Here is a 15,881-nt window from a genome sequence, read left to right as displayed (position 1 = left end):
CCTCCTGCTTGTTGTTTAAGAGAAGATTTCAAATCACTCAACTCCATAATAGTCTACATACCAATCCGCAAATTTCTGAAGCCCTACTTCAATAGAGGTTTGAGGTTTAAACCCTACCGCTTTCTGAAGAAGATCGGTCGATGCATACGTAGCAGGCACATCTCCTGGTTTTATCGGCTCAAACACTTTTTCAAAAATTACTTCTCTGCCCGTAGCATTGCTTAAACTTTTCTCTAGTGCTCCAATAAATGTCATCAGTTTCTCAGGATTATTATTTCCGATATTATAGACCTTATGAGGAACTGAATCGACAGGAGGATTGCTTATTAACCGTTCAATTCCCTCTACAATGTCATCAATGAAGGTAAAATCCCTGTAAAGGTCATTATCAAAATCACCATTATTAAAGATTTTAATAGGTTCACCTGCAAAATACTTGTCTGCAAATCCAAAATATGCCATATCAGGACGTCCCATTGGTCCATATACCGTGAAGAAACGAAGTCCTGTAGCGGGAATTTTGTACAAATGACTGTACGTATGAGCCATAAGTTCATTGGATTTCTTGGTCGAAGCATAAAGGGATACAGGTTGGTCAACAAAATCTGTTTCTTCGAATGGAACCTTTTTGTTCGCTCCATAAACAGAGCTGGATGAAGCATATACCAGATGATCTACAGGATGATGCCGGCAAGCCTCTAAAATGTTATAGAATCCAATAATATTACTTTGGATATAAGCATCAGGATTTTCGATAGAATAACGGACACCTGCTTGTGCAGCCAGATTGACTACAACACTTGGTTTGTACTCTTCAAAAATTTCTTCTACCCTGTTTTTATCCGCAATGTCGCTCTTAACAAACGTAAATTTCTCAAAAGGTTGAAGAAGGCTTAAACGTGTCTCCTTTAAATTGACATCATAATAGTCATTAACATTATCAAGGCCTACCACTGTACAGCCTTGTTTAAGTAATTTTTTTGATAAAAAATAGCCTATAAATCCGGCTGTTCCGGTAATAAGATATACTTGATTAGGATTTAACGGTTTGCAGTCCAATGTTTCTTGACTCCTTTTTACCTTCTCTTAACGCGGGTTTTCTACCAATAGAATAGTATTCTACTCCTGCCTCTTCCATCTCTCCTACATCATAAATGTTTCTTCCGTCATAAACCAATGGTGTCCACATTAATTTTTTATAGGTTTCGGGTGTCAGAGCTTTAACCTCACCCCACTCTGTGAAAACAAAACATACATTAGCCCCATCCAAGGCTTCCTCAATGTTTTCTACATAAGTGATGCTGCCACGCCCATTAGTTCCCTCTGGATACACTCTGGCAAAGTTCTTTGCACCAACTGGATCGAATGCATAAATGTTTGCTCCTTGCTCCAATAGTAATGGTACATTTTCAAGAGAAGCGGCTTCTCGAAGGTCGTCCGTTCCTGGCTTAAAGGTTAGACCAAGGACGGCAACTTTAAGCCCACTAAACGTGATAAGACGCTTGCGAGCTTTTGAAAATAATTTAGTCTTTTGTTCTGTATTAACCTCAATGGCAGCCTTTACGGTTTTTAACTCATAACCATTCTGCTTGGCTAAATATTCAAGAGCTTTAGTATCTTTAGGGAAGCAAGAACCCCCATAACCAATACCGGCATTTAAGAACTTGCTGCCAATGCGCTGATCAAAACTCATCCCTTTCGCAACATCTTGGATATCTGCCCCCACAAGTTCACATAAGTTGGCGATATCATTCATATAAGAAATTTTAAGCGCAAGGAAATCGTTAGACGCATATTTAATCATTTCAGCAGATCGACGGTTAACAGAAACAATAGGCAATCCAAATGGTTCATAGATTTGCTTTAAAATTCCTTCAGCCCATTTACTCTCTGTTCCGATGATAATTCGCTCTGCATGCAATGTATCGTGTACAGCTGAACCTTGTGCCAGGAATTCAGGATTTGAAGCTACTTCTACTTTTACGTCATTAACCAAAAAGTCATTTATAAATTGTTCAACTTTATCATTAGTACCTACTGGAACTGTAGATTTTACAACTACAAGACAATCCTTTTCTATATTTTCTGCTATTTGTCTAGCAACAGTTGCAATATATGATAGGTTTGCAGATCCGTCTGGTTGTTCCGGTGTTCCAACACCGATAAAAATTGCATCCGCATCTTTATATGCTGATTTATAATCAGTGGTATAGTCAATTCTTCCAGCAACATAATTTTTTTGCATCAGCTCCTCCAAACCTGCTTCAAAGATTGGAGAAACTCCAGACTTCATTACATCTACTTTTTTTTCATCAATATCCACACAGGTTACTTGATGACCAACTTCAGCAAAACAAACACCAGCTACTAAGCCAACATAACCTGTTCCTGCTACCGCTATTTTGTACATTTATAGACCTTCCTTTAATAAAGTATTTGGAAATACAAATCATCAGCACTATTTTTTATTAGGTACCATCTAAGTACGATTAGCAGAAACTTCACTGACAGAAATAAAATATTTTTCTGCAATTTTACTATAGAATTCTTATCAGTTAACCAGTCTGTTTCTTGGAGCAGTAATTCACTTTTTTCCCCAACATTAGTACTATGAATTGGGGGAAATCACTTTTATCCTATAGTTGAATCATTGGTATACCCCGAGTCCATTTTAACTGGAATAATCACTTTATCATCAATTGGTACGTGCGGTATCGTTAGTCACAATTAGTTCGTACTTCCTTGTTTCCTTTGGTTTGTTTTTGAAGATATGATAAACCTATACTTCAGTGCTACAGACAAGTTACTATTATTGTCTTGATTTCTCTAACCTCTCGTCATGTAAAATCTTGTATCTTAGTTGTAGAGTTCCAAATAGAATAAATATCCATATAACATTAAAAAAATTAAAACGTAGTATGCTAATTTCTACTATTTGATGAATTAGAATTACAACTAAAATACAACTATTTACCAAAAATGGTATATATTCTTTTTTTAAATAATGCCTTTTTCTAAAATTAAATAAAGTCGAGAATATTGGAATAAAGACAAATAACATAATAATCACAAATATGCTACAACCAAAAATGCCAAGCTCAGATAAAATTGCTAAATATAAACTGTGGCTGTGATTCACCAGTCCTCCACTTTCTTTTTTTAGTAGTTCAGCACTTGTATTAAAACCTGTACCAAATAAAGGATTTTCATTAATAACTTTTTTTAAAAGATCCCAAGCAACTATGCGTCCATTTAAATCTAGACTTAAACGAGTGTTAGAGGAAAAAGAATTATATAAATACCAATATAAAAATAATAACCCTAACGAACATAGAACAAAGAAGAAAAAAAATAAAATGAGTTTTATTATCTTATTTCTTTTTGATAAAGCCCGTGGATGAATAAATAAATTAATCAAAAAGATACTTATAAGTGTTGCAAACCAACTGTTTCTTGAAAACGTAAAAATTAATGACGTGATCAAGATGGTGACTGTTGTTATAAATAGAAAAATATTTATCTTTTTCATATAATAAAGTCCAAAAGCCGAAGATATTGAAAAAAATAACATAAATCCTAGATTATTTGGATTTCCTGTTAATGAGGAAATTCTATACACTCCTGAAGAGTAATATAAAGTTTGATTTAAGGAAATTAAACCTATATTAAGCGAATTATAGACCAAATCTCCTTGCCAAATTATATCTCCAAAACTGTAAATAAATAGCCCTATAGAACCTAATAAAAGACCAAATATCATTAGAGCCTTGTAGAATAAAATCATTGTTTTATATAAATCCTGTTCTTTTAAAAAAAGCATCCCTATTATCACACTTGGCACAAAAACAATAAAAGATCTCCAAAGTACTTGAAGAGGCATATTACTCCACAAACTGGAAAAAAGACAATAAGAGAATAAAATGTAAAATAACATTAGTACATTGATTAAAGAGTTATTCAATAAAATAACTCTTCTTCCATCAAATAAACTTACAAAAAATAATGCTAAAACTGAACAAATAAAAATAATATTACCGTACGGTAGTAACGGATTCATTTCAATAGTTACCGGAATAAATATAAAAAAGGAAATAATAACCAAAACAACTAAAGCACGCTCCGAAAAATAAGAAGGTCTGAAAAAATAGGGTTTTTTTGATTTATTATTAATCATCCATTTAAGACCTCTTTATATTTATCTAGAACTGTAGTGGTTTTCATTTTATTTAAGTGCTCATTAAAATCGGTATAGTCAAATTTTAAAGCGGGATCTGTAATCGAAAGATAAATTATATCAGCCAGTGTTTTATAATCCCCAACAGGTACTAATGATCCAAATAATCCATCTTTTAAAATTTCCCTCGGACCACTTGGGCAATCTGTAGAAACAACAGATGTTCCTGATGCCAAAGCTTCAACTAATACGTTACCGAAACCCTCCCATTTAGAAGATAGTACAAATAAGTCGCAACTTCGCATATAACCATATGGATTTTCAACAAATCCCTGTAAGTCTACGTCTTTTTCGAGCTCTAATTTTTTTATTAGAGTTTCTAACTCGGAGCGTTTTTCCCCTTCCCCTAGAATTATCAGACGAACTTTCATTCGCTTACGTATTTCATAAAAGGCATGTAATAAAGTTGGAAAATCTTTTTGTTCAGTTAAACGACCCACTGATAAAATGACCGGTGGTTGATCATCTTGGAACCACGGATGATCTACTCTCTCTTTAGATTTCTTTATTAATTCACTATCTATTATAGGATTGTAGATTACCTTAATTTCCATCTTAGGTAGATTTAGGGATAAAGCTAAATCTTCAGCTACACCTTCAGAAACGGCTACAATACCATCTGCCTTAGGGTAGAAATATCGCATAAAAAAAGGGAGAATTTTATCTCTATAATTTCTAGAATGTAAAAGTGATTGAGTTAAATTATTATGTTCACTAATTACTATCCGAGTATTTACTTTTGCTAATTTTACTGCCAATACACCTATAATATTTATATGATTCATTGCACATAATATTGAATAGGGCTTACTTTGTTTTAAATACTTTATTAGCGGTAACAAACTTTGAAATACACGTGGGGCTTCTAGATCGACAATTCTAACATTAGATGGCACTTGAGATAAATAGGCCCCTTCGGAATTGATTACAACAAGATCAACATCATATCCATCAGTTACAAGCCCTTTTGCTATATTTAGCATTACTCTCTCCGCTCCACCCCCTCTAAGAGAGGGAAGAAAAAGAGCTATTTTTTTTGACATAGTACTATCTCCTTTTAAAATGTCTCATTAGACGGTAATTAAGAACATTTGGAATGCGTTTGAAAATAATTTTAAATGTTTGAGGTTTTTCAAATACATTTACTATAATCTTTTTATACTTTCGTTCTTTGATATTTTTAATAAATTGGTAATATATTTGCTCTTCACATATTCTATTTTTTCGTTTTTCTAACGCAACTATTAAATTAGGCTGTTTTCTATAAGCAGGATATGTTAACAACTCATTTGTTGTCTTTTTGATTTGGGCTAATGCATTATCTTTTTGAGTTACTAGAGAACCTTTTCTAGCTCTATAAAAGTAAAGGGGCTCAGGTAGAAATATACAATTGGCATTGCAAACTAAACAATCAAGATAAAGCTTAGTATCCTCACCATTCCTTAGACTCTCATCAAACCTGATTTTGTTTGATATTAAAAAATTTGATTTAATGAGTGGTTGCATGCCTAATTCATTATCTATTAAAAATTCAGGTGTAATTTTAATAGGTTTAGAGATTTTCAAGGATTTATTTACCAACTGAGTACTCCAAGGTCTTTCTTCTCCATCTACAATCAAATACCAATCGTCAGAAATCATATCACAATTAAATTTTTTTGTATTTGATAATAGTAGTTCTAAGCGATTTTCTTCCCACCAATCATCTCCATCTAAAAATGCTATCCATTCTCCCTTTGCTTTTTCAAGTGCACGATTACGTGAATATGATGGACCACTATTCTTATCGTTAATTAACAAATGAATTCTTTCATCAAATATCTTCTCTACAACCTTCACCGTTGAATCTGTTGAAAAATCATCAACTATTATTATTTCAAAGTCTTGATATGTTTGATTTAAAACGGATTCAACTGCTCTATTAATATAAGCTTCAAGATTGAAAGTAGGAATAATTACTGAAACGCTCGGATTCATAGAAGACCCTCTTTTCTTTTAATTTTGATTTTACTAAGAATCCATTTGCGAATTTCACGATCTAAAGAAACCGATAGACACAGAAAAATAAGAATACATATTGGGATTCCAATAAAAGGGCTTATGTTTACCAAAACAAAAAATCCAATTACTATAATAAAAAATAACGAAATGAAATTATATCGTATTCCACAACTAATCAATTTGAAGCCGGAAGGATTTGAAATAGTAAATCCAATCATTAGTATAATTTCAATTATAATTGCTGAAAAACCACCGCCAATGCTACCTAATCTACTTCCTAGGCTGATGTATGAAACTAATCCTACAAACAAAGCTACCAATAAAGTTAATGTTCTTCTCTTTTGCAATCCCTTAGTTGTCAATGCATCTGCTAATGGATAATTAATTGACTGTAAAATTACCATACAAGAAAGAATGGCTAGAACCCTTGAGGATGCAATCCATTCGTCTCCAAATAAAAATGTGATCCACCATGTTGGGTAAAAAAGGAAGGGTATTGCCATAATAATACCTAATGTACTCATTAACTTTAATTGAAATATATTTAATTTCAAATGATTTTCTTTCTGATTTTTATTACCATATTCAAAAAGCAGAGGATAAAAAGCTGTTGCTAGAACTCCTGGAACCTGATATAGAACAATTGGAATACGGATAGCAGCTGCATAGTATCCAACTTGTTGGAAACTTGTAACTCTTTCAAGTACTAAGGGACCTAATTGAGGAAGCATCAATACAACGATACCACCTAAAGTAAATGATATAATACCTCTCAATATCGACTGATTCCAACCATGTAATAAAGAAATGCGTTTCGTAACCATCAAAACACTAGTCACTCCACCTAAAATGCTAGAACATCCGTATACAGAAGAGATGAGGAGTAAGGACCAATTTGAAGTAATCCCCACTAAAAGGGAGCCAGCAGTAATTAATCCTGAGAGACCACGTATAAAAGCTGTATATTTCATTTGGGAAGTGACTTGAAAATATACAACTCCAACGCCTTGCAACGCAGATCCTAATATAGTAGGTAGCACCATAACATAGAGCACTTGCCTTATAAGAAGTGTATCAGTGTAAAGAATCCGAATTATAATTATCGAAACTAGGGCTGTCCCTAAAGCAAACACTATTCTTGTTTTAAAAAAACTACTGATTAGATGGTCCAATTTAACGTTTGGTTTTGTTCCTTCTCTGATGAATGTGTGCGTTAGACCCATGTCGGTAAAATAAGCAGCAATTGCAGTAAACGCCATTCCTACACTAAGAATTCCATATCCATGAGACCCAAGATGTCTAGCAACAAGAATAGCTGCAACCGAACTAATCAATCGGACAAGTACATCACTTGAAAAAAGAAAAGATGCATTTTTAAGAATTAATTTGTCATTCATTATTTCTTAACCAGTTCACAAATTGAACTAATCCTCATATAAGGTATAATAAAAACTATTTGGCTTTTCATATATAAGTTAACTCCTAAAACTTAAAGTTTAAGTTTATTATCAGAATTGTATTAACTAAATAATCACATCTTTAAGGTTTTCTTATTAAAAATAAATTCCTGATACCACTTTGCTGTCTCAGTTATATCATAGCCAGCTTTAACTATATGATTATAATTGTTTTCACGCTCATAAGACTGCTTAATCTCTAATATTTTTTCAGCCCAGAAATTTGCACTTTTAAGAAGTGAAACACTATTTACTAAAGAAGTTACATTTATTTCATCTGTAATATTTTTTGAAATAACACATGGTAGTCCGGCGGCCTGAGCTTCTATTAATGTTACGGGCAAGCCTTCAAATATTGATGGGAAAAGAAATACATCCATCGACTGTAACAAATCAGGAATATCAGATCTCACACCGGTCAAAATTACTTTATCTTCCATACCTAAGTCATATATCTTTTTCTCAATTGACTGCTTTAGATTACCGTCTCCAACTAACAATAATACTGAATTTTCATTTTTATCATGCACAGCTTTAAATATATCAATTAAAAATTCATGATTCTTTGGTGTATTGAATCTCCCAACGTGACCAATTACAAATTTACCTTCAATTTTTAATTCTTTTCTTTTATTATTCCTAAGCTCATTATTAAAAATGAAGTTTCTAGTATCTATCGCATTCTTAAGAATTTGAAAGTTCCGTTTTTCACAAGCTTTCTTACCGTACAACCATTCACCTGCTGCTTTAGAACACGTAAAAAGATAATCCGCAAGGTACCTAACAGGATATTGTAGTAAATTTTTCACAATAGCTGAAGGGCCAGTTCCTGAAGATGTACTATGACTATGTGCAATTGTAGTAACCCCATACTTCTTCGCAATACTTAAATAAATAGAAGCAGTACTTCTAACATGACCGTGTATAACTTTATATTCAGGGTGTTCCTTAAAAAAATCATTCCAAGATTTAAGATATTTAAAAATATTTCTTATATTGAATGTAGGGAAAAAGTATATTTTTCCACCCAATGCTTTTATTTCTTCTGCATAAAACAGCTCGTTCTCTCTATCAATAATAAAGTCAAATTGAATCTTTGAGTGGTCTATATTTCTGTAAAGATTCATAATCATAGCTTGAGATCCGCCGTTATTCAAGCTACCTATTACTTGTAAAACTTTTATCATTACCTTAACACCTACTTTTTTGAACAGCTGTTGTTTCTCTCTTTTGAACTATCACCGTGTCGTCATTAAATTCACCCTTAACGACGCAACCAGCTCCGACAACACAATTATTTCCAATTTTTGTTCCTCTTAATATGACGACATTTGCCCCAATCCAAACATTGTCACCAATTTCTACTGGAGTCGTTTTAAATAACAAGTTTTTCAGTCCATCTTTCTGCTTATAGTCATGATCATGATCATAGATTAAAACATTGGGCCCAAACTGAACATTCTCACCTACAATAATTCTCTCATGAGCTGTAAAAATACAACCGTGATTTAAGGACGTGTTCTTCCCGATGCGCATTTCTGCACCTTTTCGCACTCTTATTCTAGATCCGCTTTTTATCTTTATCATCTTTCCGAAATGGAGTTTTGCCTTAATTCCAATCTCTAATTCCGTAAAAGGCGAAACAAGGTTAATTGTTGTGAAGTTAAACTTATTAAAGTGAAATAATTTTATAAAGTAAAACTTTACTAATGAGTAAAGAATACATACTGCTGCTCTCATATATTTTTTCAATTTCTCTTCATCCCTTACACTTTCTTAAAATTCTTTAAGAAAAAGTATTGATATATTTTTCTATCATATTCATGCTCAATTACAATAATAAGTCCAACATAACAAGTCTTTTTTATTTATCAACCTCAACAACTGTTACCGAATGTTCAATATCAAACAGGATTGCTCATGATACTTAAATCCTGCATAAACTTTAGAGATAAAAACACCTACTTTTCATTTAGCATTTGATTAATCTTGCTTATATAAGCATTTACAACTATATTTCGATCAAACTCTTTTTCAACTTTAATTCTTGATCTTTTCCCCATCTTCACTTTAGCGTCGTATGGCAAGTTAATAAATTTCTCGATTTTTTCCACTAACCTCATACTGTTTTTAGCCTCGAAGATATAACCATTCTTACCCTCATCTATGGTCTCCCGGCAACCTGGAATGTCAGACGCAATCAAAGCTCTTCCTGTGGCAGCTGTTTCAAGCAATACGTTGGATATACCTTCACCGCCATGTGAAGGTTGAATTAGGCAATCGGCCTTTTCTATTAAAGGAATAACATTGGACTGGAAGCCTAGGTAATTTACGTAACCTTTATTTTGAAAAGAATTAATTTTATCTCTATAATAAGACTGGGTTTCCTCGACAAATCCGATCAAGTTAAATTCAGTATTAGGATACTTTCCACTGATAACTTTTGCCGCTTCGAGATATTCATCAATTCCTTTGTCTTTCATAATTCTTCCAATGAAATTAAACGTCACGCTATTTTTATTTGGAATTTCTTTGTATTGATAGTCGTTCAAGTTTACACCAGATCCCGGAATTAATTTATAGTTATCCTTCACTACATTAAGATCTAAAAAAGACTTCATATCAGATTGATTTTGAAAAAAGACACAATCGGATTTTTTTAAACTAATTTTATACATAAAGGAAAGGTACTTTTTCATCAAAGAGTCTCTTAAAAAGCCACTACCCAGTCCTGTAATATTATTAATATAGTGGACATTTAATAATCGACTAGCTAAACCACCATAAATGTTAGGCTTGATGTTGTATGCAAGGACTGCATCCGGCTTATATTTTTTCAAGATTTTAACATAATTTAAAAATAATTTTATGTCATTTAAAGGATTTTTCCCTCTTCGATCAACCTTTGTTTCTACAAAGTTGCATCCCCAACCAACCAATCTTTCTATGTATTCTCCTTTTGGTGAGGAAAGATACACCTCAAATCCTTCATCAAGAAGTCCTCTAATCACTTCTTTTCGTAATTTATAAAGCCAAATATCATCATTTACTAATATCATAATTTTTTTCATTACTAGATCCTCTGCATCAATATTTTATAATAAATCACCCATAATTTGGTAACGATCAGAAAACTTTTGTCGATATAAAAATGGAATCAACTATTCTCAAATTTGTTACCACTTTATGTACCATCTACCTGTAAGCTAAAGTTTTTTCATCTTCCATGATTATCGTGCTCCATCACCTGTAAAAACAACTTTTATTGTTTTAACCAGTATCTTACAATCTATTAACATACTCAAATTTTGTATATAATACATATCTAACAATAACTTTTCTTTGGGTGTAATGTCATAACCACCATTTACTTGAGCCCAGCCTGTAATCCCTGGTTTCACAGCTAAACGATTATTGAAACCTGGTATTTCATTATTAAATTGATCTGAAAATACCGGTCTTTCTGGACGTGGACCAATTAAACTCATATCGCCTTTTAATATATTTAAGAGTTGAGGGAGTTCATCGATTCTTGTTTTTCTAATAAAGCTTCCTACTTTCGTTACCCTAAAATCATTTTTAGCCGCCCATTGCGCCCCATTTCTTTCAGCATCAATAACCATGGATCTAAGTTTTATAATGTTAAACACATTTCCATTTAATCCCACTCTTTCTTGAGTGTAAAAAGCAGATCCTTTAGACTCTATTTTTATAAGTAAACAAGTCAAAAGTATTATTGGGCAAGTAAGTAAAAGTCCAATAAATGCTAATATAAAATCAATGATGCCTTTCAAAGAAACATAAATACGATGATTTGAATAAATTACGTCAGAATTAATAATCTCTCCTAGAAAGTATTCCCTAAGTTTTCTCTCACCCACATAAATCCGCCTCTCAATCACCTTTTGTTTTTATTATTTACTTACAGTTTTCTGTAGGATGAGATCCTCCATATAATTGAGAAGAGAATCTCTTAATTCGACGTCTTTTAATGCAAATTCTAGAGTTGTAGTAATGAATCCCAATTTTTCCCCAACATCATACCGTGTTCCTTCAAAATCGTATGCAAATACTCGTTGATACTGATTTAGCTTTTGAATCGCATCCGTCAGTTGTATTTCTCCGCCAGCTCCTTGTTCCTGTTTATCCAGATAAGTAAAAATTTCAGGCGATAATATATAACGGCCCATAATTGCTAAATTTGATGGAGCTGTTCCTAGTGCAGGCTTTTCTACAAAGTTTTCCACACCATATAGCCGGCCTACTTGAAAAGAGGAATCGACTATTCCATACCGGTTCGTTTCGTTATCTGGAACTGGCTGAACACCAATCACGGAAGATCCTATCTCTTCATATTGATCAATCAGCTGTTTTAAACAAGGCTTGTCTGCCTGAACAATGTCATCACCTAGCAATACTGCGAACGGTTCATCACCGATAAATTTACGGGCGCACCATACAGCGTGTCCAAGTCCCTTAGGTTCCTTTTGACGGATATAATGAATGTCTGCCATTTTGGATGACTGCTGTACTTTTTGAAGTAAATCGATTTTGCCTTTTTCAAAAAGATTCTGTTCCAGTTCGAAGGCATGGTCGAAGTGGTCCTCGATCGCACGCTTTCCTTTACCGGTTACGATAATGATGTCCTCGATTCCAGATTCAATCGCCTCTTCTACGATGTATTGAATCGTCGGCTTATCTACTATCGGCAGCATTTCTTTCGGCATAGCTTTTGTTGCCGGCAGAAAACGGGTCCCTAATCCCGCTGCCGGAATAATGGCTTTCCGTACTTTTTTCATCCCTATCATCCCTTTTCTTTAAAGATTCCTAGTATTTTTCTTTAAAAAATACCAAGTATTTTTTTCTTCTTGATCGGTTTTGGTTCTTCTATATAAATACTCTCATTATTAATTATTAGGTGTGCGTTTTCTTGCAGGTAATAGGCCATATGATTACCGAGTTTTTTGCCTATTTCGTTGTACGCCTCCCTTAAATAGAAGCCACGGGACGAAATATTATGGGCATCAGATGCTATAAAGTGTGTTAAATAATTTTCTACTAATTTTAGTGAAAAAGACTTAATATTCTTCCCAAACCCGCCGATAATACTATTGGCTGTTACTTGGGTTAAAGCCCCCTCTTTGACGAGGTTGTATAAAAGGTGTGGATTTTCTATTAATTCACTATTGCGTTCCGGATGAACGATGATGGGTGTAATGTCCTGAAGCTTGCACTCATAAATCATTTGACGGGTGTAGTTGGGTACAGCGTTAGATGGAAGTTCGATCAGAATGTACTTACCCAGGTTATTTAACGTCAGCAATTGATCGTTTGCCAAATCATCTAGAAATTCTGCATAGATGCGTATTTCCTGTCCTGGAAGTATGGTTAGAGGAATTTGATTGTGTAATAGCGCTTCGTTCAGGCGTTCCGTTTGGAGCAGAATGTCCTGTTTGCTATTTTCATATTTACCGTTGCGGTGATGAGGTGTTGCAAATAATGTTGTAATGCCATCTTCGACTGCTCGTTTGGCCATGTCGAAACTCGCAGTCAGATCTGGTGCTCCGTCATCAATACCTGGTAAGACGTGACTATGGACATCAATCAAAATACCTACACTCCCTTCATAAAAAAAGGTGAAAGAACCAACGTACACACTTTTGGTTCTTTTTACCATAAAACTAATACGTTTCCTATGGTAGCATAATTATGCAATCCATCAAGGGGCTTATTTTGTCGAAATGTATTAATTTTTTGTTACTTACTGCCATAATAGTAAGAATAGTTTCGGTCGTTCGTTTCTTTTCCGTTCAATACGACACCTAAAATCTTTGCATTTGCATTTTCCAACAATTCCTTCGCTTTTAACGCTTCTTCTTTCTCCGTTCTTCCACTGCTTGCTACAAGTACTACTCCGTCACAGCGATTCGATAAGATTTGAGCGTCGGTTACAGCTAGTACTGGTGGCGAATCAAACAGTACATAATCATACTTACTGTTCGCGTCTTCTACAAGAGCTTCCATCGCTTTGGAATTTAACAGTTCAGAAGGGTTTGGCGGGATCGGTCCGCTTGGCAATACATACAGATGCTCTACATTTGTCTTTTGAACAGCATCCTCAAAAGTGAGCTGCTTCGTCAGGACACTGGTCATTCCCTGAATGTTACTCACCCTGAACGTATAATGAACGGTCGGCTTTCGTAAATCTCCATCGACTAGGAGAACCCTTTTTCCTTGCTGGGCGAGTACAACAGCAAGATTGGCTACTGTCGTTGACTTTCCTTCTCCCTGTCCAGCAGATGTTACGAGTAACGTTTTATACTGTTTGTCAATGGATGAAAACTGAATATTGGTACGGATTGTGCGGTATTGCTCAGAAATCGGCGACATTGGATTATTGTGAGTGATTAAACTTCTCTGTGTGAGATTGCTGATGGTTTTACGCAATTTACGGCTCAATGGTCGTTCCTCCTACAGTATTTATACTGCTTTTCTTCGATATGATGGATCTTTCTCTTCGTTTGCGGTCATTTTCGGTATCGTTCCTAGCACCGGCAGTTCGAGGAAATTTTCGATATCCTGTTCTGTTTTCAGCGTGTTATCGAGGTATTCTAGTAAGAAGGCAAGTCCTACACCTGTCATCAATCCGACAACCAGTGCAATCGCCATGTTCAGCATTGGATTTGGTTTGACTGGAGATGGATTCTCTTTCAGTTCCGCTTTGGACAAGACACTTACGTTATTTATATTCATGATGGAAGGTATTTCATCCTTGAAAGTATCAGCAATGTTGTTGGCAATTTTGACCGCCATGGCCGGATCGGGGTCTTGAACTGTTACGTTAAATACCTGTGATTCCTGTTCACTGTTAATCGTGAGTTTATTGGTGAGACCTTCAACCGTTGTATTTAGATTAAGGTTATTGATGACTTTAGAAAGAATGGCTGGACTTTTTATAATCACACTGTACGTATTGACCATCTGAACATTGGTTTGAACTTGATTGTAATCTGGACCGTTTTTATTTGATTTTTCCTGGTTGACAAGAATCTGTGTGGAAGATTGGTAGACAGGGGTTAATACGAAATAGGAAACCACTCCACTTATGGCTACAGCCACGATTGTAATGAATACAATGATCAGCAGCCGTTTTCTAATCGTTTGATATATATCTTTTAAACTAATCGTTTCTTCCATAGCACCCTCCAAAGTAAAAATTTACATACGATGTATTATAGCACAGTAATTTGGCAGATAAAGACATGAATTAAGATTTTTTGTAAAAATTTATAAGTTAATGTTATTTTGAGATAACTATGGGTCTATAGACTGCTGTTACCAGTTACATATAAATACTCTATAGGAAATAATTTCATCCCTTGTGATGGGTGGTAAACCAGTAAACTAGTATTCCTCTTTTCATTATTTAGCAAAAGCTTTATACTACTAAAGGATATGCGTTCAGTCTGTGTAACTTTTTGTCTTATTTTAGGGAACATATTTCCTTTTACTAGGAAATATGGTTTAATGAACAAAACAATTATCACCAAATTTTAGGTCTATGGGAGGAAACATTATGTCGGATATTCAAGTAGTCATGATCATGCCCAAAAAAAGACCGCACATTACTTCAATCCCCAATACAACTAAAAAGTTTGAGGAAATCGTAGGCGGTCCAGTCGATATCTTAAGTTTTCATCAGCAGCGTTATAAAATTTTGTGCAATATTGATGAAGGATATGACCTCACATACAATAAAAAGGCGCCTGCCAGCACCTTTTTTATTGCCAAATATCAGGGTCAATTTGAAAGTTTAAGTGATGCAGAAATGGACGAAGTTAAAGATGTCTTAAGGGCTAAAATGAAGAAGTGGAAGTAAAAGAATCTTTATATCCAGTATTACCATTTAACCGTTGAATGAAACGAAGTTGGACATAAAACGTTTAGGAGGTGCCTGGCCGCACCTTCTTTTATTATGTTCTTTTATGGAGTTGCCTGCTTTATGATCTGCCTGCGCATATGCCGGTAGTGGCTCTCACAGTATCCTTTACAAAAGTGCGGTTTTTCACAGCCTATCATTTGGCAAACATTAATTACTTTTGTTATCTCCGGATTTCCATGTCTTGCCCACCTTTTATAATGCATGTGACAGAGGTCCCTGGCTGCAACTTTTTTGTTACACTCTTTTA

15 protein-coding genes are annotated in these 15,881 nt (G+C 34.4%); 1 reads left to right on the top strand and 14 read right to left on the bottom strand.

The window, feature by feature from the left end; all coding sequences use genetic code 11:
- Nucleotides 1-33: 33 nt before the first annotated feature.
- The 14 genes from AR335_RS14590 to AR335_RS14525 all read right to left on the bottom strand — a co-directional run bounded on the left by AR335_RS14590 (nt 34) and on the right by AR335_RS14525 (nt 14,889).
- Complete coding sequence (locus tag AR335_RS14590; RefSeq protein ID WP_062237246.1) at nt 34-1,059, bottom strand: GDP-mannose 4,6-dehydratase; 1,026 nt, start codon at nt 1,057-1,059, stop codon at nt 34-36.
- The gene (locus AR335_RS14585) at nt 1,034-2,410 is read right to left on the bottom strand and encodes a UDP-glucose dehydrogenase family protein (RefSeq protein ID WP_062237244.1); all 1,377 of its coding nucleotides are present in this window, start codon (nt 2,408-2,410) and stop codon (nt 1,034-1,036) included. The genes AR335_RS14590 and AR335_RS14585 overlap by 26 nt, the downstream gene beginning before the upstream one ends.
- Before the next feature lie 399 nt (nt 2,411-2,809).
- Nucleotides 2,810-4,174 (bottom strand): O-antigen ligase family protein, encoded by a 1,365-nt coding sequence (locus AR335_RS14580; protein ID WP_062237242.1) that lies wholly within the window; start codon nt 4,172-4,174, stop codon nt 2,810-2,812.
- Entirely contained in the window at nt 4,171-5,277 is a 1,107-nt protein-coding gene (locus tag AR335_RS14575) for a glycosyltransferase (protein ID WP_062237241.1), read from the bottom strand. Before AR335_RS14575 ends, AR335_RS14580 begins: the two co-directional genes overlap by 4 nt.
- A gap of 4 nt (nt 5,278-5,281) precedes the next feature.
- The gene (locus AR335_RS14570; protein WP_062237239.1) at nt 5,282-6,211 is read right to left on the bottom strand and encodes a glycosyltransferase family 2 protein; all 930 of its coding nucleotides are present in this window, start codon (nt 6,209-6,211) and stop codon (nt 5,282-5,284) included.
- Nucleotides 6,208-7,632, bottom strand: coding sequence for an oligosaccharide flippase family protein (locus tag AR335_RS14565; RefSeq protein WP_062237237.1), 1,425 nt, complete (start codon nt 7,630-7,632; stop codon nt 6,208-6,210). Before AR335_RS14565 ends, AR335_RS14570 begins: the two co-directional genes overlap by 4 nt.
- 134 nt (nt 7,633-7,766) lie before the next feature.
- Entirely contained in the window at nt 7,767-8,879 is a 1,113-nt protein-coding gene (locus AR335_RS14560) for a glycosyltransferase family 1 protein (RefSeq protein ID WP_062237235.1), read from the bottom strand.
- A 4-nt stretch (nt 8,880-8,883) separates the two neighbouring features.
- Nucleotides 8,884-9,444 carry an acyltransferase gene (locus tag AR335_RS14555; RefSeq protein ID WP_062237233.1) on the bottom strand — a complete coding sequence of 187 codons (561 nt, stop codon included), beginning with the start codon at nt 9,442-9,444 and terminating at the stop codon, nt 8,884-8,886.
- A 209-nt stretch (nt 9,445-9,653) separates the two neighbouring features.
- Complete coding sequence (locus AR335_RS14550; protein ID WP_062237231.1) at nt 9,654-10,763, bottom strand: glycosyltransferase family 4 protein; 1,110 nt, start codon at nt 10,761-10,763, stop codon at nt 9,654-9,656.
- Nucleotides 10,764-10,922: 159 nt separating this feature from the next.
- Nucleotides 10,923-11,579, bottom strand: a complete 657-nt coding sequence (locus AR335_RS14545; RefSeq protein WP_062237989.1) for a sugar transferase — start codon at nt 11,577-11,579, stop codon at nt 10,923-10,925.
- A 27-nt stretch (nt 11,580-11,606) separates the two neighbouring features.
- A complete protein-coding gene (gene galU / locus AR335_RS14540; protein ID WP_062237230.1) occupies nt 11,607-12,491 on the bottom strand; it encodes a UTP--glucose-1-phosphate uridylyltransferase GalU in 885 nt (294 codons plus the stop codon).
- A gap of 41 nt (nt 12,492-12,532) precedes the next feature.
- Nucleotides 12,533-13,300 carry a tyrosine-protein phosphatase gene (locus AR335_RS14535; protein WP_062237987.1) on the bottom strand — a complete coding sequence of 256 codons (768 nt, stop codon included), beginning with the start codon at nt 13,298-13,300 and terminating at the stop codon, nt 12,533-12,535.
- Between the two features lie 149 nt (nt 13,301-13,449).
- Nucleotides 13,450-14,151, bottom strand: coding sequence for a CpsD/CapB family tyrosine-protein kinase (locus AR335_RS14530; RefSeq protein WP_062237228.1), 702 nt, complete (start codon nt 14,149-14,151; stop codon nt 13,450-13,452).
- Nucleotides 14,152-14,172: 21 nt separating this feature from the next.
- Nucleotides 14,173-14,889 (bottom strand): YveK family protein, encoded by a 717-nt coding sequence (locus AR335_RS14525; protein WP_062237226.1) that lies wholly within the window; start codon nt 14,887-14,889, stop codon nt 14,173-14,175.
- A gap of 379 nt (nt 14,890-15,268) precedes the next feature.
- Between AR335_RS14525 and AR335_RS14520 the strand changes: the two genes are divergently transcribed.
- Nucleotides 15,269-15,571, top strand: coding sequence for a DUF3846 domain-containing protein (locus tag AR335_RS14520; RefSeq protein WP_062237224.1), 303 nt, complete (start codon nt 15,269-15,271; stop codon nt 15,569-15,571).
- The last annotated feature ends 310 nt before the right edge of the window (nt 15,572-15,881 follow it).

It is taken from the genome of Fictibacillus sp. FJAT-27399 (genome assembly GCF_001510655.1).
Taxonomy (GTDB): Bacteria; Bacillota; Bacilli; order Bacillales; family Fictibacillaceae; genus Fictibacillus_C; species Fictibacillus_C marinisediminis.
The sequence above is the reverse complement of the archived record's forward strand: the minus strand, read 5'-3'. Positions and strand labels throughout refer to the sequence as shown.